Consider the following 19,868-nt stretch of genomic DNA (forward strand, 5'->3'; position numbering starts at 1 on the left):
TTCTCATGCGGCGACCAGCGCCAGCCCGACCGAAGCCAGCAGCATCAGCGCGAACGCGATATTGGCCGCGCGGCCGATTCTCGGATGGCGCAGGAGACGCGAAAAGCCCGCGCCGAAGGCGAGCCAGGCGGTGTTCACGATGACGATGACAAGGACGAGCGCGGCGAGCTTGACGCCCGTATCCGCGCCGAGATGGCCCGGAACCAGGGTCTGGCTGGCATAGACCGCGCCGATGGCGGCAAAGGCCTTCGGATTGGCGATCGCCAGCAGAAAGCCCGGCACGAAGGCGGGCGCCGTGGCGCCATCGAGGGCCATCTTTCCGACCGGGGCCGTCGCGATCTTCCAGGCGAGATAGACGATATAGGCCGCCGCGATCCCGGTCAGGACCATCACAAGCTCCGGCCGCGCCAGGATCAGCGCGGTGACACCGGTCGCGATCATCAGGAGCACGCCGGTCGTGCCGGCGACGATGCCGGCGAGATAGGGCAGGCCCGGCCGGAAGCCGAAAGCCGTGCCGATCCCGGCAAGGCTGAGTGTCGCCGGGCCCGGGCTTCCCATCAGCGGGAAAGCGGCGAGCCAGAGCAGGCCGAGCGCGTTTGCAAGATGCGGCAGATCCTCCATCATCGGGCCATGATCGCCGCCGCGCTTCCCCCTGTCTTGAACGATTGTGCGCCATGACCCGCCCCGGCGCCGGCCTGATCCGCTCCCGCCCCATCGCGGCCGGGCTGGAGATCGTCGAGACGGCGGGCCTGAGAACCGGCTACAGACCGCATCGCCATGACAGCTATGTCATCGGGACGACGGCGCATGGCGTGCAACGCTTCCGCTACCGGGGCGAGGAGCGCCACGCTTTGGCCGGCCAGGCCTTCATCCTCCATCCCGACGAGCGGCATGACGGGCGGCCCGGCACGGACGACGGCTATGGCTATCGCGCGATCCACATCGCGCCCCGGCTTGTCGCGGAGGCCAACGGGCTGGGCCCGCTGCCTTTCGTCGCCTGCCCCGTCCTGGCCGATGCCGGGCTGATCGAGGCGATCGGCGCCCTGATCGAAACGCGGGACGATGCGCCATCGGACATTGCCCTCGTCAGCGCGCTCGCCGATCTCACCGACGCTCTGGAGCGCCTCGCCGGCCGGCCGCGGCGCCGGGCGCCCATCGCCGAGGAGACGCTGCGGCGCATCAAGGCCGAGCTCGACGAAACGCCCGGCTCCGCCGTCTCGATGTCGGAACTTGAGGCCACATACGGTCTCAGCCGCTTTGCGATCGCGCGGCAGTTCCGCCGGTGCTACGGCGTCAGCCCGATGCGTTACGGCCTGATGCGGCGGCTCGATGTGGCCAAAAGCTGGATCCTTGCGGGCGAAAGCCTGGCCGATGCGGCGCTCGCCGCCGGGTTCAGCGACCAGAGCCACATGACGCGGCACTTCCTGCGGGCCTTCGGCATGACGCCGGGGCGCTGGCGGGCGCTCCACGAGAGACGTTGAATTCGCTTGGAACCGAGCCGCTTCGCTGCGGCAGATCCCGCGTAGCATGGGCAATTGCTATCGCAACGCCAGTGGGCTCCGGAGCGCCGGTCATGCCCGCGGAAATTGCGCACGACATCATAAGCCGAACAGGGGTCCGATTCCGCGCATCGGAATTACCAGGTTCTCGCTTGCGGCATCCCGCTTGACTTGAGTCTGGAACCGGGCGTCCACCTCACCATCTCGGCCCAGGCCGGGCGGAAGCCGGCACTGGAAAAAAGGCGAATGGCCCCTGCGTTTCCGGCAATCGCCCCAACGCAGCAATCGCTGACGCCGCGTGCTTCCAGAAGCCGTCCCGCCGCCGCCAGAAGCGCCTTGCCGATACCGCGGCCACGCGCGTCTGCGCGCACGGCCATGACATCGATCTCCGCGACCGCGTTCCCGGTGGGCCAAGTGTCAGCGAAGTCGTCCCGCCCCACAGCAATGTCCAACACCGCAATGCCGAGTGGTGCGGCTGCCGGCCCTGCACGTAGCAGCAGCCCCCTGCGTGCGGCAGCCTCGAAAATCGGCAGGAATACACCCCATGAAGTATCGTCGTCGACAAAGGGGCCGAGCTCGGGGCTGACGACCTGATGGTGTCGATGTACCGGTAACCACAGCTCGCGCACGCCTAGCACTTCAACTGGATCCGCCGTTTCGATGGGCACGTCGGCGCCAACCAGGGATGGTATGGGGGCGCCAAGGCGAAGCAGCGTCATCCAGGCGGGCTGGAACCCGTGGCAGGCATAGAAGACGGCAGCCCGATCGTCGCCCGCAACGTGTCCGACATGCTGCGCGTTCACCCCGATTTCCGACGAGAAGTCGTCGACTGCGGCCATCAACCGGTTGCACAGACCTGCCTTGCGCATGTCCGCGCGAACGACCAATGTGAGGATGTCGACCCACTGTGCTTCGGCGTCGAACGTCGCTGGCCAAGCCATGCGCCGGGGCCGCATCGCGACGTAACCGAGCACCTCGCCGCCACGCTCGGCGACGAGGACACGTCCGCCTGTAGCGATCGCGCGATCGTAGGCTTTTCGCCTCTGCTCCCATGACAGGTCATCGGATACGAAGGGGCCAAGGTCTGGGTTGATCGACCGATGATGGCGATGCAGAGCGCGCCACAGCTCCTCGACCCGTCCAAGCTCGTCAGCATTTCCCGCGCACCATGGACCGCGGCCGCTTGGCCGTTCCCCGCACGCGCGGGGATGAACCGTCTGGCGGCCAACATCGACCGCGCCCGGAGGCGCCGTTCCCCGCACGCGCGGGGATGAAGACGCGTGATCGCAAAGCGGCACTGAACCGACGATCCGCGTAGCGAAATTGCTGCGAAAACTGCTCAAACGCCATGGGCAGCCCGAGGCGGTCGTCACCGACAAGCTCAATTCCTATGGCGCTGCGTTGCGCGAACTGGGTGTCGACGCCGGCAGCCACGAGACGTCTGGCCGCTGGATCAACAACCGTGCCGAGAACAGCCACCTGCCATTGCGAAGACGGGAGCGTGCGATGCTCCGGTTCCGGCAAATGCGAAGTCTTCAGAAATTCGCCGCCGTTCACGGCTCGGTCCATAATCGCTTCAACCTTGGGCGCGAGTTCTACTCGCGACACTACGTCAAGGAAAACCGAACCAGTGTTTCAACGAGTGGCGAAATAGCGACTTGCGGCCCGAGCAGATACCTCCATTCGCAGACCGGTTCGCGTTTGTCTGACAGCACCGCCACCTCCCATCTCCCCACGGAAATCCCCTCCAAATACCTGAACTGTGTGCTGGTTCTGGTGTTCGGGTTCGTCCACATGCTGGCCCCTTCCAGGGTTTTCCAGGAAGTTGAACGCGGGTTGAGCTACGCCTCGAATGTGCCGCGTCTTTCGGGATCTTTCTCGCCTCTTCCTGTGGCACCAGCTTCTGGCGCCCCGGCTTTGCGGTCGGCTTCTCGTACGCGCCCGGGTCCGCATCGCTTCCAACGTCGACGATTCGTGCCAGCAGGGCTTCGATCTGCGCTTCGGTTCCCGACGCCTCTCGCGGCGATCTCCTTGCCTCTGCAGCCCGAGCGAGGCGCTTGCTCCATACACCTGTGAATGTCGCGCACAAGCCGTCGCGCAATGTCGGTGCGGGTGTCATGCTTGCGCCGTTCGATGCCTTCTGATCGTGCGGCCTTTTCTCCCGAACGAAGGGATGCGCTATGGGACAGGCATTCAACGGCAGCGCATGCCGGGACGCCCTCTGGCGGGTGTATGCCAATCCGTGCGACGCGCACGGTATCGAACGCCGAAACCACGCGGTGGAGAGCGTGACATGACCAAAGCCCGACTGACGCAGGACCCGCACAAGACGCGCGCGCCCTCGGCGCAGCCCCTCGAGGTGGCGATCGGCCGCGCCGTGCGGAAGTTCCGGACCCAGCAGAAGCTGACGGTCGCCGAACTGTCCAGACTGACAGGCCTTTCGATCGGCATGTTGTCGAAGATCGAGTCGGGCTCGACCTCGCCGTCCCTGACGACGCTCCAGAGCCTGTCGAAAGCGTTGCGCGTGCCGCTGACAGCGTTCTTTCGCGGCTTCGAGCAGAGGCGCGAATTCGCGCACACGCCGGCGGGGAGCGCCGTCGAAGTGGAGCGGCCGGCAACGCGCGCGGGCCACCAGTACAAGCTGCTCGGCCACATCACGTCCCATGCGAGCGGGGTGATCGTCGAGCCCTACCTGATCACGCTGACCGACCAGAGCGACACCTTTCCGAGCTTTCAGCACGATGGCATCGAACTGCTCTACATGATCGAGGGCGAACTCGATTACCGGCACGACAAGCAATCGGTCCGGATGAAGCCGGGCGACACGCTTCTGTTCGAGGCCGACGCGCCGCACGGACCGCACAATTATGTCCGCCTTCCGGCGCGTTTCCTGTCGATCATCGCCTATCCGATCGACGACTGATCGCTCTCGAATAGCAAATGACAGGAATATTTGTTTCCTGACAGTTGCATGCCCGGGTTTTGCTTGATAGCCTGCCGTCATTTGTAGACGGAGGAGGGCGATGTGCGGGATCGTGGGCCTTTTTGCCAAGGACAAGCGCCTCGAGCCCCAGCTCGGCGCGCTTCTCTCGGACATGTTGATCACCATGAGCGACCGTGGTCCCGACAGCGCCGGTGTTGCCGTCTATGGCCACGGCCATGATGGCCGCGCGAAGATCACCCTTCAGAACGGCGACCCCGATGCCGATCTCGACGCGCTGGTGGCGGCTTTGCGCCATGCCACCGGCGAAACGATCGCGGCCACGCGGCGCGGCACGCACGCCGTGCTCGAGCTTGGCGCCGGGGCGGTGAATGCGGCACGCCGCATACTGATCGACCGGTTTGCGGAGTGGCGCGTGATGAGCACCGGCGGCGCGATCGAGATCTACAAGGAAGTCGGTCTGCCGGCCCGGGTGGTCGAGGCTTTCGACGTGCCCGGCATGACCGGGACCCATGGCATCGGACATACCCGCATGGCCACCGAATCCGCGGTGACGACGCATGGGGCGCATCCGTTCTCGACCGGCGCCGATGAGTGCCTGGTGCACAATGGTTCGCTGTCCAACCACAACAACATTCGCCGCGACCTGGCCCGCAAGGGTCTGACGTTCGAGACCGAGAACGACAGCGAGGTCGCCGCGGCCTATCTGACCGACCGGATGAACGACGGCGCCGATCTCGGCCAGGCGCTCGAATGTGCGCTGCGCGACCTCGACGGTTTCTTCACGTTCGTCGTCGGCACGCGCGACGGGTTCGGCGTGTTGCGCGACCCGATCGCCTGCAAGCCAGCCGTGATGGCGGAGACAGACAGGTTTGTCGCTTTCGGTTCGGAGTACCGGGCGCTGGTCGACCTGCCTGGCATCGAGGGCGCGCGGGTGTGGGAACCCGAGCCCGCCACGGTCTACTTCTGGAGGCACTAGGTGACCGCCGAGCTGCTCGATCTTGCGCAAACGCCGCTGCGCGACATCAACGCCGCCCTGCAGGCGCAGGCGCGCGGCGGAAACCGGACCCGATGGGAGATCGCCAATCCCCGCGGCTCTCATGCGCTGGCCGTCGGGCTTGACGCGCCGATCGAGGTCACGATCAGGGGGTCGACCGGTTATTATTGTGGCGGCATGAACAAGCAGGCGACCGTGCGCATCGCCGGTTCGGCTGGGCCGGGCGTGGCCGAGAACATGATGTCGGGAAGAGTGATCGTCGACGGCGATGCCAGCCAGTATGCCGGCGCCACCGGGCGCGGTGGCCTTCTGGTCGTCAACGGCAATGCAGCGTCGCGCTGCGGTATCTCGATGAAGGGCATCGACATCGTGGTGCGTGGCAATATCGGGCACAGTTCCGCGTTCATGGCGCAGAAGGGCAATCTGGTCGTGCTCGGCGACGCGGGCGAGGGACTGGGCGATTCCATCTACGAGGCACGGCTGTTCGTGCGCGGCACCGTCAGCAGCCTCGGCGCCGACTGCACCGAAAAGGAAATGCGCCCCGAACATCTGGCGCTTCTGGATCGGCTCCTCAAGGACGCCGGCATGGATGATGCCCGGCCCGATCAGTTCCGCCGCTACGGTTCGGCGCGCACGCTCTACAATTTCAACATAGACAACGCGTCGGCCTATTGAGATCGAGACCCAATGAGCCAGGCCCGTCCCAAAGTCCGCACCGAGCCCGTCCAGTCGGCGACATTCTCCAAGGCGGTGAACGCGGAGATCCGCCGCGCGGCCGAAACAGGCATTTATGACATTCGCGGCGGCGGATCGAAGCGGCGCGTGCCGCATTTCGACGACCTGCTGTTCCTCGGCGCATCGATCTCCCGCTATCCCCTGGAAGGGTATCGCGAAAAGTGCGCAACGAACGTGACGCTCGGTACGCGCTTCGCCAAGACGCCGATCGAACTGGCGATCCCGATCACCATCGCGGGCATGAGCTTCGGCGCCCTTTCGGCCCAGGCCAAGGAGGCGCTGGGACGCGGCGCGACGATCGCGGGAACGTCGACGACGACCGGCGATGGCGGCATGACCGAGGAGGAGCGCGGCCATTCGAAGACGCTGGTCTACCAGTATCTGCCGTCCCGCTATGGCATGAACCCGGACGACCTGCGCCGCGCCGATGCGATCGAGGTGGTCGTCGGCCAGGGCGCAAAGCCGGGCGGCGGGGGCATGCTGCTCGGCCAGAAGATCACCGACCGGGTCGCCGAGATGCGCGACCTGCCCAAGGGGATCGACCAGCGCTCGGCCTGCCGGCATCCGGACTGGACCGGGCCGGACGATCTGGAGATCAAGATCCTCGAACTGCGCGAGATCACGGGCTGGGAGAAGCCGATCTACATCAAGGTCGGCGGCGCGCGCCCCTATTTCGACACCGCGCTTGCGGTCAAGGCGGGGGCGGACGTCGTCGTGCTGGACGGAATGCAGGGCGGCACGGCGGCGACGCAGGATGTCTTCATCGAGCATGTCGGCCAGCCGACGCTGGCCTGCATCAGGCCCGCGGTCCGGGCGCTGCAGGAACTGGGGATGCACCGCAAGGTCCAGCTTGTCGTCTCCGGCGGCATCCGCACCGGCGCCGATGTGGCCAAGGCGCTGGCGCTGGGGGCCGACGCGGTCTCGATCGGCACCGCCGCGATGGTCGCGCTTGGCGACAACGATCCCAGATACGAGGACGAGTACCGCGCGCTCGGCACGACCGCCGGCGCCTATGACGACTGGCACGAGGGACAGGATCCCGCTGGCATATCGACGCAGGATGCAGAGCTTGCCGCACGGCTCGATCCGGTGCTGGGCGGCCGGCGGCTGGCCAACTATCTGGGGGTCATGACGCTCGAGGCACAGACCATCGCGCGCGCCTGCGGCAAGAGCCATGTCCACAATCTCGAACCGGAGGATCTGTGCGCGCTGACCATAGAGGCGGCCGCCATGGCCCGGGTGCCGCTCGCCGGCACCGACTGGATTCCGGGACAGACGCCGATTTGAGAGCGCGCTAGCACAAGGAGAGCACCCCATGACCCAGAGCCTGACGGACTTCGCCAAGGAGCATGGGGTGAAATACTTCCTGGTCTCGTTCACCGACCTTTTCGGCGCGCAGCGGGCCAAACTGGTTCCGGCGGCCGCGATCGGCGCGATGGAAGCGGACGGCGCGGGCTTTGCCGGCTTTGCCGCCTGGCTGGACATGACACCGGCCGACCCGGACGTTCTCGCCGTGCCCGATCCCGCTTCGGCGGTGGCTTTGCCCTGGAAGCCGGACGTTGCATGGGTCGCGGCGAACTGCACGATGGAGGGCGAGATCGTCGCCCATGCGCCGCGCAACGTGCTGCGCGCCCAGATCGCGCGGGCCACCGATCGGGGCCTGCGCGTGAAATCGGGCGTCGAAGCGGAGTTCTTCCTGCTCGGCGCGGATGGCTCGGACCTTTCCGATCCGGCCGACACCGCCGTCAAGCCTTGCTACGACCAGCAGGCGCTGATGCGCCGCTACGAGGTCGTCGCCGAGATCTGCGACTATATGCTGGATCTGGGCTGGCAGCCCTATCAGAACGACCATGAGGATGCGAACGGCCAGTTCGAGATGAACTGGCGGTTCGACGACGCGCTCACCACGGCCGACCGGCATTCCTTCTTCAAGTTCATGGTCAAGTCGGTGGCCGAGAAACACGGGTTCCGCGCGACCTTCATGCCCAAACCGTTCCAGAACCTGACCGGGAACGGCTGTCACGCCCATATCTCGGTATGGGATGCCGCCGGTGAGACGAACCTGTTCGCGGACGAAGCCGGCGAGACAGGCCTGTCCGATCTGGGCCGGCACTTTCTGGGCGGCATCATCGCGCACGCCGCCGCACTGACCGCGATCTCCAATCCCACCGTCAATTCGTTCAAGCGGATCGCCGCGGCGGGCACCGCATCGGGGGCGACCTGGGCGCCCAACGCGATCAGCTGGTCGGGCAACAACCGCACCCACATGGTGCGCGTGCCGGAGGGTGGACGCTTCGAACTGCGCCTCGCCGATGGCGCGGCCAACCCCTATCTGTTGCAGGCCGCCATCATCGCCGCTGGCATCGAGGGTATCGACGCCAAGGCCGACCCGGGCGAGCGGCTCGACTTCAACATGTATGCCGAGCCGCACAAGGCCAAGGATGTCGCCAAGCTGCCGGTCAACCTGCACGACGCGCTGCGCCTTCTGGACGGGAACAAGGCCCTGCGCGCGTCGCTGGGGGCGGAGTTCGTCGATGCGTTCGTCAAGCTGAAGACGCAGGAATGGCAGACCTATCTGTCCAAGCTGACCGACTGGGAGCGCGAGACGTATCTCGACGCCTGAAGGTCCCCGATCGCACGGTGCGGCAGACCGGCCCGTGCCGCTGCTGGATTGCCATTGCCGCGGGAAGCCGTGAAATTCGCTCCGATCACCTCCCAAGTGCGGCTGTGGCGCCGTCACCGTCGCGCCGTCTTGCTCCCTGGCCCCCGATCGCCATAATCGCCCGTGAGGGCCGCGGCCTGTCGCGCTGGGGTGCGGTTGCCGGTTCCCCGGCGAAAACCGCGATGGTTCCATTTCGGAGAGCGTCCGATGTTCCGCAAAGGGTCAACGGGATCGGTAGCGAGGCGTGGCGGGGCCATTCCGACGAACAAAGCGCGGCCGGTGGGCCGGTCATGCATGGCACGTCTGGGTAGGGCGCGGTGATGCGGCAGAACACGCTCGACAAGATCGACAGGATCCGCGCCCGGCTGGAAGAGCAGATCGCCGAGGCCAGTCCGGGGGACCGGCTGCCGACGGTCAAGGCGCTGATGCGTCAGCACCGGACGGCGCAACGCACGGTCGAAGCGGCATTGCGGCCGCTGCTGGAAGCCGGTCGCCTGCAGGCCAGGCCCGGTGTCGGCCTCGTCGTGCCGGGCGCGGAGGCCGCCATGGAGGAAGACGCCTGGGAGGGCGATCTTCTGGTCCTCTACCGGATCTCCGAGAGCCGGCTTGCCCGGTCGGTCCTGTTGGAGATGGAGCAGCGTCTGAAGCTGCGCGGCCGCACCGTCCTGCAGATCGGCTATTCGAGTGAAGCCCAGGCGCTCGACCTGCTCGCCCGGATGGGTCGGTTCAAGGCGTGCCTGATCCAGATCCATTTCGAGATCGTCTCGATCGACTTTCTTGCCGCCCTGCAGAGACACGCCCGAGCGATCATCGTCGACGGCGTTTCGGCCGTCGGCATCAATGCCGATGCCATCGGCACGAACTGGCGCGAGGCGCTGTCGATCGCGTTCCGTACGCTGCAGGCCCATGGCCATACGCGAATCGGCTTCCTCACCTCCGGACACGAGGCGCGCCAGATCGCCATGGCGCGGCGCGAGTTCCAGATGCTGTCGGGCTGGCTGCCCGAGGCCGACGCGAACTGGCTGATCGAACTGGACACGCTGCCCGGCGCGACGCAGATCGCCGACATCACCGCGGCGCTCGGCCCGCTGCGCGACGATAACGGCCGGCTGCCCTTCACCGCGCTGATCGCGTGGGGCATCGTCGAGGGCTTCGTGCTCGAGCGCGCGCTCACCGATCTCGGCCAGAGCATCGGTGAGGAACTCAGCGTCCTGCTTCTGGGAAGCACCGATTTTCCGTCCGAGCACGTGCGCCGCTTCGACGTCATCGGCAACTCCCAGCGCGAGAAACTCGACACGTTCGAGCGCGTCATCATCGATCGGATCGACGACCGCGGCGACGCGTCGCGCGTCCATTATCTGCCGATCAGCCATGTCGTGCATGGCAGTATCGTGCGGCTCGACCCGGATTGAGTATAACCAAGATTGTAGCCAAATCCGTACTCAATTAGCGTGCCCGCATCGGTTTCGGTGTTCGGCGGACAAAGTGCTACAGAAATCTCCCACCCAGGCCACAATCGGGGTCTCGATCATCGGAGCGGGTGAACGCGGCATCTACTATATCGGCACGCGGATGGCCGAGATCGCCGCCGATACCGGCTTCCGGATCGTCAACGTCCACGACACACTGGCGGATCGGGCGCGCTATGCCGCCGAGCATCTGAACGGCGTCTACGCCGCCGGCGGGTTTTCCCACACGGTTTCGCCGGTCGCCGATCTTCAGGCGGCCATCTGCGATCCGGCCGTCGATCTGGTCGTGGTGACGACCCATACCGACGCGCACCGCACGCCCGTCGAGATCGCCGCGCGGGCGGGCAAGCGCGTCTATCTCGACAAACCGATCGCGGTCACGCTCGAGGACGCGAGCGCGATCCTGGAGGCGGAGGCGCTGTCGGGCGAGCCGGTGATGATGGGTTTCACCCGCCGCTACGAACGCCCGTGGATCGAGGCCGTCGACATCGCCCGGAAAGGCCGTATCGGCGATCCGCAGATGATCCTGTTGAGGTCGGTCATTCCCTACACGCGCTACCTGCAGCTGTGGCATCGCAACCAGGCCAAGTCGGGCGGTGCCATCAACGACAAGTGCTCGCACCATTTCGACGTGCTCAACTGGATCGCCGGCAGCCCTGCGGTCTCGGTCTCGGCCATCGGCGGGCGCAGCGGCATCTTCAAGCCCGATCCGGGCGCCCCGCAGCGCTGCAGCGAATGCGCGCGCCAGTGCCCCTATCGCCGCCATCACACGCTGGTCGACAAGTTCGAGGGCGTCGGCCGGGTCGCAAACGACAGCTGGACCCATGCCGACCGCATCGAGGACCGCAACGACAATTGCGTCTATCTGCCCGGCGCCGACATCGACGATCACGCCATCGTTTCGGTAACCTACGAGAACGGCATGACGGCGTGCCTGTTTTTCACCATCTTCGGTCCCTGGGCGCCCGATCAGGAAACGCTGGAGATCGTCGGCTCGTCCGGCCGGCTCCGCATGGAGCGCCATTCCGGCGAGATTGACCTCGTCTCCGCGCACGGTCACAGGAACGAGACGATCCGTTTCGCCGATCCCGATCGCGGGTCGACCCATTTCGGTGCCGACCTCGAACTGGTTCGCACAATGCGCGGCTTCATGGATGGCGACGCTCCGCCGGTCGGGCCGAAAGACGGGCTGATGTCGCTGCGCATGGTGCATGCCGCCCTTTGGTCGCTGCGCAACAACGGACAGCCGATCAATCCGGCGCTGGCCATGGACATGGTGGAGGCCGCCTGATGCCAGCCAGCCTGCCAGAGCGCCTGACACCGATGGCCGCCGAGCGCGGTGTGCGCGCCTATTACGGCGACATCCACAATCACTGCGCGCTCTCCTACGGCCATGGAAGCCTTGATGGGGCGCTCAGGCGCGCCGCGCTGCAGCTCGACTTCGTCTCGATCACCGGCCACGCGCATTGGCCGGACATGCCCGTCGACGAGCCGTCGGTCGCCCACATCGTCGACTTTCACGAAAAGGGCTTCGCCAAGCTGCGCGCCGGCTGGCACGACCATTTCGGCACGCTCGCCGCCCATGACGACGAGGACGGGTTCTGGGTGTTTCCGGGATACGAGATCCATTCGTGCGCCGATGGCGACTACACGATCGTCTACGCCGACCTCGATCCGGATCCGATCGTGCTGGCCGACACGCCGGCCGAACTGAAGGCGCGGCTCGGCGAGGCCAAGAACGGGCGCGCGCTGACCTTCCCCCACCATATCGGCTACCGCCGGGGCGCCCGCGGCATCAATTGGGACACGTTCGATCCGGACCTGTCGCCGTTCGTCGAGATGTTCTCGATGCACGGCTGCGCCGAAGCCTCCGAAACGCCGCGCGGCTATCTGCACTCGATGGGGCCGGTCGACGGGCGCTCGACCATGGCCGAAGGGCTTCGACGCGGCATGCGGTTCGGCGTCGTCGGAAACACCGACCATCACAGCGGCTTTCCCGGCTCCTACGGTCACGGCCGGATGGCCGTTTATGGCCAACCCGGCGGTCGGGACGCCATCTGGGCCGGATTGAAGCACCGCCATACCAACGCCCTGACCGGCGACAACACCCACCTTCTGATTACGACCGGCGATGCGATCCAGGGCGATGTCGCCGCACCATCGAAGAACACGGTGCTGGCTGTGGAGGCGGTCGCCGGCGGGTTCATCGATACGATCGACATTATCCGCAATGGTCGCCTTTTCGATCGCATATCGCCCGATCTGGCGCCCGCGCCGGTCGATCCGGGCACTCCCGACACGGTCGAGACGGTTCTCTATCTCGAACTGGGCTGGGGCGCGCGGCGGACGGCCCATCACTGGACCGGGCGGATCGCCATCGAGAACGGGTCGATCGAGCAGGCGACGCCACGCTTTCGCGGGCCGGAGGTGGTCTCTCCGCTCGAAGGCGGCGACAACGCCCATCCGCTGCCGCAGCTCTGGCGTGACGAGGACGCGGTCGGCTTCGCGGTCACTGCCGACGCCAACCCCAACAACGTCACGTCCGCCACGCAAGGCTTCGCACTGCGCATCAAGGCGAGCCCCGATGCCATGATCCGGGCCGAGCTGAGCGGCATGCGGATCGACGTGCCGGTGACCCGGCTCGTCGAAGGCGCGCTCAGCGGAAATCTTGGCCCGATCGACACGCCCGCCTTTCGCTTTCACATGCTGCCGCAGGCGCATCAGTGGCAGTGGGCCGGAACCATCGATCTGGGCGAGACCGGGGCGGGCGAAAGCGTCTATGCGCGCCTGACCCAACGCGACGGCCAGATGGCCTGGACGTCACCGATCTTCTTTGGAGACGCAATGAACTGACGCGTCTCCTTCAACTGCCCACGTTTCACCAAAAGGGAGGATTCCAGATGAAACGACACCTTGCATTTCTCACCGCGCTGGCCGGCGCCACGGTGCTTGCCGGTACGGCGATCGCCGCCGAGTTGAACATCGTGCACGGCTCGGTCGGTCGAGACCAGGAGATCCTGCGCAGCCAGCTCGACAAGTTCGAGGCGGAGACAGGGCATACCGTGACGATCGTGTCGATGCCCGAATCGACCACCGACCAGTTCGCCCAGTACAAGCTGTGGCTGGCCGCCCAGTCGTCCGACATCGACGTCTACCGGCTCGACGTGATCTGGGCGCCGCAGATCGAGACCCACTTCATCGATCTCAAGCCGCATGTCGAGGACATCATCGACGACTACGTCCAGGGCGCCATTGAAAGCCAGATGGTCGGCGACAAGCTCGTCGCACTGCCCATGTTCCTGGGTGCGCCGGCGCTCTACTACCGTTCGGACCTGCTCGAAAAGCACGGTAAGGACGTGCCGGCGACCTGGCAGGAGATGACCGAGACCGCCAAGGCGATCATGGAAGCCGAGCGTGCCGAGGGCAATGAGGACATGTGGGGCTTCGTCTTCCAGGGCGCGGCGTATGAGGGCCTGACCTGCAACGCGCAGGAATGGATCGCCAGCTTCGGCGGGGGGCGCATCGTCGAGAACGATGGCACGATCGCCATCAACAACCCCAAGGCTGCCGAGGCGATCAACCTCGCCGCATCCTGGGTCGGCGACATCGCTCCCGATGGCGTCCTCAACTACAAGGAAGAAGATGCCCGCGGCGTCTTCCAGTCCGGCAACTCGGTGTTCATGCGCAACTGGAACTACGCCTATGCGCTTGGCAATGGCGACGACAGCCCGATCAAGGGCAAGTTCGGCGTCTCCACGCTGCCGACGGGCGGCGAGGGCATGGAACCGGCGCACACGCTGGGCGGCTGGCACCTGGGCGTTTCGAAGTATTCGGAGAACCAGGAAGAGGCGATCGAGCTGGTGCGGTTCCTGAACAATTACGAGAACCAGAAGGAACGCGCCATCGTCACCTCGCGCCCGCCGACCCTGACGGCGGTGTACGAAGATCCCGAAGTCGCCGCCGAGCAGGAGTTCATCCCGCTGTGGAAGCCGGTCGTCGATGGGGCGCTTCCAAGGCCCTCGGCCGCGACCAAGCGCCAGTACAACGAGGTTTCCTCCGAGTTCTGGACCGCCGTTCATGACACGATGAGCGGCAAGGGCACGGCCGAGGAGAACCTCGCCCGGCTCGAGGCACGCCTGCAGCGCCTGAAGGGCGCCAACTGGTAAGCCGACACTCCCCGCGCGTGGGCCCACGGGCCCGCGCGCAAACCGAACCGGGGACCGAGCCATGAGCCTGACATCGGATGCGGCCGCGACCGGCGCGCTGACGCCAACCAAGCCCAAGGCCTCACGCCTTTCGCGCGAACGCATCCGCTCGGCATGGCTGTTCCTGGCCCCGATGCTCATCGTGCTGGCCGCGGTGGCGCTCTATCCGCTCTACCGGACCATCTATTTCAGCTTCACCGATGCCTCGCTCGATCTGCTCGGCGAGGCGCGCTGGGTCGGCTTTCGCAACTATCTGGAATATCTCGACTACGGCAACGGCCAGGGCGAGTATTTCGGCCTTCTGGTCGACGCGCGCTGGTGGCGTTCGGTCTGGAACACGGTCTGGTTCGCCGTCGTCTCGGTCGCCCTCGAAACCGTATTCGGGCTGATCATCGCGCTGGTGCTGTTCAGGAAGTTTCCCGGCCGCGTCTGGGTGCAGGCGGCCGTGCTGATCCCCTGGGCGATCCCGACCATCGTGTCGGCGCGGATGTGGGCGTGGATGATGCATGACCAGTTCGGCATCCTCAACGACATGCTCGAGCGTGTCGGCCTGATCGACACGCCGATCGCATGGACCGCTTCTCCCGAGACCGCGATGATCGCGGTGATCATCGTCGATGTGTGGAAGACCACGCCCTTCATGGCGCTCTTGATCCTGGCCGGGCTCCAGATGGTGCCGCAGGACATCTACGAGGCCGCCAAACTCGACGGCGTGCCGCCGTTCCGCCTGTTCCGCAAGGTGACGCTGCCGCTGATCATGCCGGCGGTGCTGGTCGCCGTCGTCTTCCGCGCGCTCGACGCGCTGCGCGTCTTCGACATTATCTACGTGATGACGCCGAACACCGATTCGACCCGCTCGATGAGCGTGTTCGCCCGCGAGAACCTGTTCGATTTCGACCAGTTCGCCTACGGCTCGGCCGCATCCACGCTGCTGTTCTTCATCATCGCGCTGATGACCATCAGCTTCATCTATCTCACGCGCATGAACCTTGAGGGGGACGAGCGATGACCGCCCCCCGCTGGCTGAAGACCGCGGGCTTCTACGTGCTCGTGGCGATCATCTTCCTGCAGGCGGTGTTCCCGTTCTACTACGCGATCCTGACCTCGCTGGAGGACGGGCAGGCCCTGTTTGACGTCAACTACCTGCCGGCCGTTTTCGATCTGTCCAACTACCGGTCCATGCTGGCCGACGGCGTGTTCGGCAAGCAGATCCTCAATTCGGTGTTCGTGGCGACCGTCACCGTGGCGATCTCGCTGTTCCTGGCGATAACCGCCTCCTTCGCGCTCGCCCGCATCCGCTTCAGGGGCAGGGGTCTGCTGCTGCTGACGATCCTGTCGGTGTCGATGTTCCCGCAGATCGCGGTCCTGTCGGGCCTGTTCGAGCTGGTCCGCGCCTTCGGCCTGTTCAACTCGCTTTGGTCTCTCGTCTTCTCCTACATGATCTTCACCCTGCCGTTCACGGTCTGGGTGCTGACCACCTTCATGCGGGCGCTGCCGGTCGAGATCGAGGAGGCGGCGATCATGGACGGCGCCTCCTCGTTCACGATCATCCGGCGCGTGTTCCTGCCGCTGCTGTGGCCGGCGATGGTGACCACCGGGCTTCTTGCCTTTATCCAGGCGTGGAACGAGTTCCTTTTCGCGCTGACCTTCCTGTCCACCGATAGCCAGCGCACCGTGCCCGTCGCCATCGCGCTCATTTCGGGGCGCAGTGAGTTCGAGGTGCCCTGGGGCAACATCATGGCCGCCTCGGTCATCGTCACGCTGCCGCTGGTCGCGCTGGTCCTCATCTTCCAACGCCGCATCGTCTCCGGACTGACCGCCGGCGCCGTCAAGGGGTGATCCGTCATGGCTTCCGTCGAACTTCACAATGTCAGCAAGGCGTTCGGCGCCGTGAAGGTGCTGCACGATGTCAATCTGGCGCTGGAGAAGGGTGAGTTCATCGTCTTCGTCGGGCCGTCCGGCTGCGGGAAGTCGACGCTCCTGCGGCTGATTGCCGGGCTCGAGGACATCACCTCCGGCGATCTTCTGATCAGCGGCGAGCGCATGAACGATGTGCTTCCGGCCAAGCGCGGCATCTCGATGGTGTTCCAGTCCTACGCGCTCTACCCGCATATGACGGTGTTCGAGAACATGGCCTTCGGCCTCGAACAGGCAAAGCTTTCGCCCGACGAGATCAGGAGCCGCATCGCCCAGGCTGCCGAGATGCTGCAGATCAGCGACTACATGGACCGCAAGCCGCGGCAATTGTCTGGCGGCCAGCGCCAGCGTGTCGCCATCGGCCGCGCGATCACGCGACAGCCGCGCGTGTTCCTGTTCGACGAGCCGCTGTCGAACCTCGATGCGGCCCTGCGCGTCGACACGCGGCTGGAGATCGCCGCGCTTCACAAGCGGTTGTCCGATACGACCATGATCTATGTCACGCATGACCAGGTCGAGGCGATGACGCTCGCCGACCGCATCGTCGTGCTCAATGCCGGCAATGTCGAACAGGTCGGCACGCCGATGGACCTTTACCACAACCCCGCCTCGCAGTTCGTGGCCGGTTTCATCGGCTCGCCGCGCATGAACTTCATCACCGGTGCGGTCGCCGACAGGCATGGCGCGGCCGTCTACGGCATCAGGCCCGAACACGTCGATCTCTCCACCGACGGCGGCGACTGGGGCGGCCGTGTCATGCTGACCGAGGCGCTCGGTTCGGACACGTTCGCGCACGTGCAGACCGAGGAGGCCGGGATGGTCAATGTCCGCCTGCGCGGTTCGCGCCGGGTGCGCGAGGGCGAGCCCGTGTTCCTGACGCCGCAGACCGAGGCAGCGCACCTCTTCGACGCCGGCGGCAAGCCGATCCGGGTCGCCCGGGCGGCCTGACGATGATGGCGCCCGCCACCGAAAGCCCCCGTGCGATCCTTGTTCTGGGGAATGCCAATCTCGACGTCATCGTCGGCCATGTCGACAACTGGCCCGAACGGGGAACGGAATCCTTCTTCCCGCACGGCGATCTGCGCATTGGCGGTTCGGCGGCGAACACGGCGCGCGTGCTGCAGCGACTCGGCGCCCGGTCGGGCCTCGTGTCGGCGCACGGCGGCGACTTCGCAGGCGCGGCGATCGGCCAGGCCTTTGCGGGCGTGCGCGACCGCGTGGCTTCCCTGGACGGGCCGACCGGGTTCACGGTCGGCCTGCTCCACCGGCCGAGCGAACGAACCTTCCTGTCATCGGTCGGCCATCTTGACCGGCTCGATGCCGCCTTCTTTCGCAGGGCGCTCGACGGAGTAGCGCTGGAGGGCGCGCTGGTCCTTCTCAGCGGCGGGTTTGCCATGCCAGCCCTGATCGAAGGCCATCGCGCCCTGCAGGATTTCCTGCGCGATCGCGGCGCGGAACTGGCGATCGATCCGGGCTGGCCGAACGGCAACTGGACCGACACCGAACTGCGCCAGGCGCGCGCCTGGCTCGCTGCCAGCGACCATGCGCTGCTCAACGACAAGGAGGCGGCCGCGATCGCCGGCACCGTGGACCTGGAGGCGATGATCGGCGCTCTGGCTGACGCATTGCCTTACGGCGCCACGCTCATCATCAAGCGCGGCCCCAAGGGCGCGATCGCGCACCGGGCCGGCCGGACCATCGAGGTGACGGCGGAAGCGCTCGATCCGGTCGACACGGTCGGCGCCGGCGACGCCTTCAACGCCGGCTATCTCGATGCGCTCGCAAAGGGCATGTCGCTGCGCCCCTGTCTGGAGCGGGCGGTCACTGTTGCCGGGCACATCGTGTCCGAGTTTCCGCGCGCCGCATCGCCCATCGACCCCGCACGGCAATCGGAGCCCGCATGAAACGCAACATTCTGCTGATGATCGCCGACGATCTGGGCCGCATGACCGGCTGCTATGGCGAACCGGCGATCAGCACGCCGAACATCGACGCGCTGGCCGGGCAGGGTACGCGTTTCGACATGGCTTTCGCCTCGACCGCATCGTGCTCGGCGAGCCGTTCGGTGATCTTCACCGGCCTGCACACGCACGAGAACGGCCAGTACGGCCTCCACCACGACCATCACCACTTCATGACCTTCCATCACGTCGAGACGGCGCCGGCGCTCTTCAACGCTCTGGGCTACCTTACCGGCATCATCGGCAAGGTCCATGTCGGCCCGCCATCGGTCTATCCCTGGACCGTGCGGGCGGAGAGCGGCACGCGTGACATCGGCTGGGTCGCCGAGCAGGCAGGAGCCTTCCTTGAGACCGCGCGCCACGCGGACAAGCCCTTCTTTTTGACGGTCGGCTTTATCGACCCGCATCGGGACGCGACGCGGTCCGGATTTGGCAACGACGATTTCGACGACGACGACGAAGAACGCGCGTTCCGGCCCGAAGACGTCTCGGTGCCGCCCTTCCTGAGCGACCTGCCGGAAGTGCGGCTGGAACTGGCCGAGTACTACCGCTCCGTGCATCGTCTCGACCGGGGCGTGGGGCGGGTGCTCGCCGCGCTCGAAGCGTCCGGGAAGGCCGACGAGACGCTGGTCGTCTTCGTCAGCGACAACGGGGCGCCGTTTCTCAACTCGAAGACCACGCTCTACGACGCCGGCGTTCACCTGCCGCTTCTGATGCGCGTGCCAGGGGCGAGGGCCGGCGTGGCCAACCCCAACCTCGTCTCGTTCATCGACATCCTTCCGACCATGCTCGACTGGGCCGGCGCGCCGGCGGCCGAAAGCGCCCGGCGGGGTCGTTCGCTGCTGCCGATCATGGAGCACGAAACGCTGGAAGACGACTGGCGGCTCGTCTTCGGCTCGCACACCTTCCACGAGATCACCAACTACTGGCCGACGCGGTTCGCCCGCACGCCGCGCTACAAGTACCACCGCAACGTTGCCTGGCAGCTCGACTTCCCGTTCTCCGGCGACCTTTACGGCTCGCTCTCCTGGGAGGGGATGCGCAACGCCAACCCGTCCACGATCGGCCGCCGCCCGCTGAAGGCCTATGTCCGCCGTCCGCCCGAGGAATTGTACGATCTCGTCGACGATCCGTTCGAGGTGAACAATCTGGCCGATGTCCCCGAACACCAGCGCACGCTGCACGAGTTGCGCGCCCGCACCGAAGCTTGGCAGAGGGAGACGGACGACCCCTGGCTCTATCGGGATGGCATGTCGGTGCGCGCCATCGCCCATCATCTGGAGGCCGGATTGAAGCTGCCCGACCGGTTCGATTTCGACCCGGACGCGCCGGGCAACCGCTAGGGCAGGACGAAGCGCGCGACCACCAGGGCAGAGCGAAGCGCGCGACCGCAATGCTCGCCCCCTCGGACGAGCGAATGGCACCGGATCGAAAGGACCGTTCGTCGGGCAGGGGCTCACGGCCCTTGCGATCGCCACGACG

Annotated in this window: 18 protein-coding genes; 16 read left to right on the top strand and 2 right to left on the bottom strand. The window is 66.1% G+C overall.

Going from position 1 to position 19,868, the window contains the following annotated elements:
• Positions 1 to 3: 3 nt before the first annotated feature.
• Positions 4 to 624 (bottom strand): LysE family translocator, encoded by a 621-nt coding sequence (locus E0E05_RS05905; RefSeq protein WP_244597968.1) that lies wholly within the window; start codon positions 622 to 624, stop codon positions 4 to 6.
• 50 nt (positions 625 to 674) lie between these two features.
• On the opposite strand from E0E05_RS05905, the gene E0E05_RS05910 reads away from it, so the two are divergent.
• Positions 675 to 1,481: an AraC family transcriptional regulator gene (locus E0E05_RS05910; RefSeq protein WP_131615874.1), complete on the top strand. Its 807-nt coding sequence runs from the start codon at positions 675 to 677 to the stop codon at positions 1,479 to 1,481.
• A gap of 155 nt (positions 1,482 to 1,636) precedes the next feature.
• On the opposite strand, the gene E0E05_RS05915 is transcribed toward E0E05_RS05910, so the two are convergent.
• Entirely contained in the window at positions 1,637 to 2,872 is a 1,236-nt protein-coding gene (locus tag E0E05_RS05915; protein ID WP_244598049.1) for a GNAT family N-acetyltransferase, read from the bottom strand.
• Here E0E05_RS05915 and E0E05_RS17890 point away from each other — a divergent pair.
• From E0E05_RS17890 to E0E05_RS05990, 15 genes are all read left to right on the top strand, one after another.
• Positions 2,823 to 3,575: a DDE-type integrase/transposase/recombinase gene (locus tag E0E05_RS17890; RefSeq protein ID WP_210215766.1), complete on the top strand. Its 753-nt coding sequence runs from the start codon at positions 2,823 to 2,825 to the stop codon at positions 3,573 to 3,575. The genes E0E05_RS05915 and E0E05_RS17890 overlap by 50 nt on opposite strands.
• 217 nt (positions 3,576 to 3,792) lie before the next feature.
• Entirely contained in the window at positions 3,793 to 4,422 is a 630-nt protein-coding gene (locus tag E0E05_RS05925) for a helix-turn-helix domain-containing protein (protein ID WP_131615876.1), read from the top strand.
• A gap of 100 nt (positions 4,423 to 4,522) precedes the next feature.
• Positions 4,523 to 5,419: a class II glutamine amidotransferase gene (locus tag E0E05_RS05930; RefSeq protein ID WP_131615877.1), complete on the top strand. Its 897-nt coding sequence runs from the start codon at positions 4,523 to 4,525 to the stop codon at positions 5,417 to 5,419.
• Positions 5,420 to 6,112, top strand: coding sequence for a GltB/FmdC/FwdC-like GXGXG domain-containing protein (locus E0E05_RS05935; RefSeq protein ID WP_192900446.1), 693 nt, complete (start codon positions 5,420 to 5,422; stop codon positions 6,110 to 6,112).
• Positions 6,113 to 6,124: 12 nt separating this feature from the next.
• A complete protein-coding gene (locus E0E05_RS05940; RefSeq protein WP_131615878.1) occupies positions 6,125 to 7,459 on the top strand; it encodes an FMN-binding glutamate synthase family protein in 1,335 nt (444 codons plus the stop codon).
• A gap of 28 nt (positions 7,460 to 7,487) precedes the next feature.
• Positions 7,488 to 8,795, top strand: a complete 1,308-nt coding sequence (gene glnT / locus E0E05_RS05945; protein ID WP_131615879.1) for a type III glutamate--ammonia ligase — start codon at positions 7,488 to 7,490, stop codon at positions 8,793 to 8,795.
• 359 nt (positions 8,796 to 9,154) lie between these two features.
• Positions 9,155 to 10,246 carry a GntR family transcriptional regulator gene (locus E0E05_RS05950; RefSeq protein ID WP_131615880.1) on the top strand — a complete coding sequence of 364 codons (1,092 nt, stop codon included), beginning with the start codon at positions 9,155 to 9,157 and terminating at the stop codon, positions 10,244 to 10,246.
• Between the two features lie 73 nt (positions 10,247 to 10,319).
• The gene (locus E0E05_RS05955; RefSeq protein ID WP_158629286.1) at positions 10,320 to 11,594 is read left to right on the top strand and encodes a Gfo/Idh/MocA family protein; all 1,275 of its coding nucleotides are present in this window, start codon (positions 10,320 to 10,322) and stop codon (positions 11,592 to 11,594) included.
• Positions 11,594 to 13,156, top strand: coding sequence for a CehA/McbA family metallohydrolase domain-containing protein (locus E0E05_RS05960; RefSeq protein ID WP_131615882.1), 1,563 nt, complete (start codon positions 11,594 to 11,596; stop codon positions 13,154 to 13,156). Before E0E05_RS05955 ends, E0E05_RS05960 begins: the two co-directional genes overlap by 1 nt.
• A 47-nt stretch (positions 13,157 to 13,203) precedes the next feature.
• A complete protein-coding gene (locus E0E05_RS05965; RefSeq protein WP_131615883.1) occupies positions 13,204 to 14,469 on the top strand; it encodes an ABC transporter substrate-binding protein in 1,266 nt (421 codons plus the stop codon).
• 61 nt (positions 14,470 to 14,530) lie between these two features.
• Positions 14,531 to 15,517: a carbohydrate ABC transporter permease gene (locus E0E05_RS05970; RefSeq protein WP_131615884.1), complete on the top strand. Its 987-nt coding sequence runs from the start codon at positions 14,531 to 14,533 to the stop codon at positions 15,515 to 15,517.
• On the top strand, positions 15,514 to 16,347 hold the full coding sequence (locus E0E05_RS05975; protein WP_131615885.1) for a carbohydrate ABC transporter permease: 834 nt from the start codon (positions 15,514 to 15,516) through the stop codon (positions 16,345 to 16,347). The genes E0E05_RS05970 and E0E05_RS05975 overlap by 4 nt, the downstream gene beginning before the upstream one ends.
• A gap of 6 nt (positions 16,348 to 16,353) precedes the next feature.
• Positions 16,354 to 17,373, top strand: coding sequence for an ABC transporter ATP-binding protein (locus E0E05_RS05980; protein ID WP_131615886.1), 1,020 nt, complete (start codon positions 16,354 to 16,356; stop codon positions 17,371 to 17,373).
• Between the two features lie 2 nt (positions 17,374 to 17,375).
• Positions 17,376 to 18,329: a carbohydrate kinase family protein gene (locus tag E0E05_RS05985; protein WP_131615887.1), complete on the top strand. Its 954-nt coding sequence runs from the start codon at positions 17,376 to 17,378 to the stop codon at positions 18,327 to 18,329.
• On the top strand, positions 18,326 to 19,729 hold the full coding sequence (locus E0E05_RS05990; RefSeq protein ID WP_131615888.1) for a sulfatase family protein: 1,404 nt from the start codon (positions 18,326 to 18,328) through the stop codon (positions 19,727 to 19,729). The genes E0E05_RS05985 and E0E05_RS05990 overlap by 4 nt, the downstream gene beginning before the upstream one ends.
• The last annotated feature ends 139 nt before the right edge of the window (positions 19,730 to 19,868 follow it).

The sequence above is a fragment of the Roseitalea porphyridii genome, from assembly GCF_004331955.1.
GTDB lineage: Bacteria > Pseudomonadota > Alphaproteobacteria > Rhizobiales > Rhizobiaceae > Roseitalea > Roseitalea porphyridii.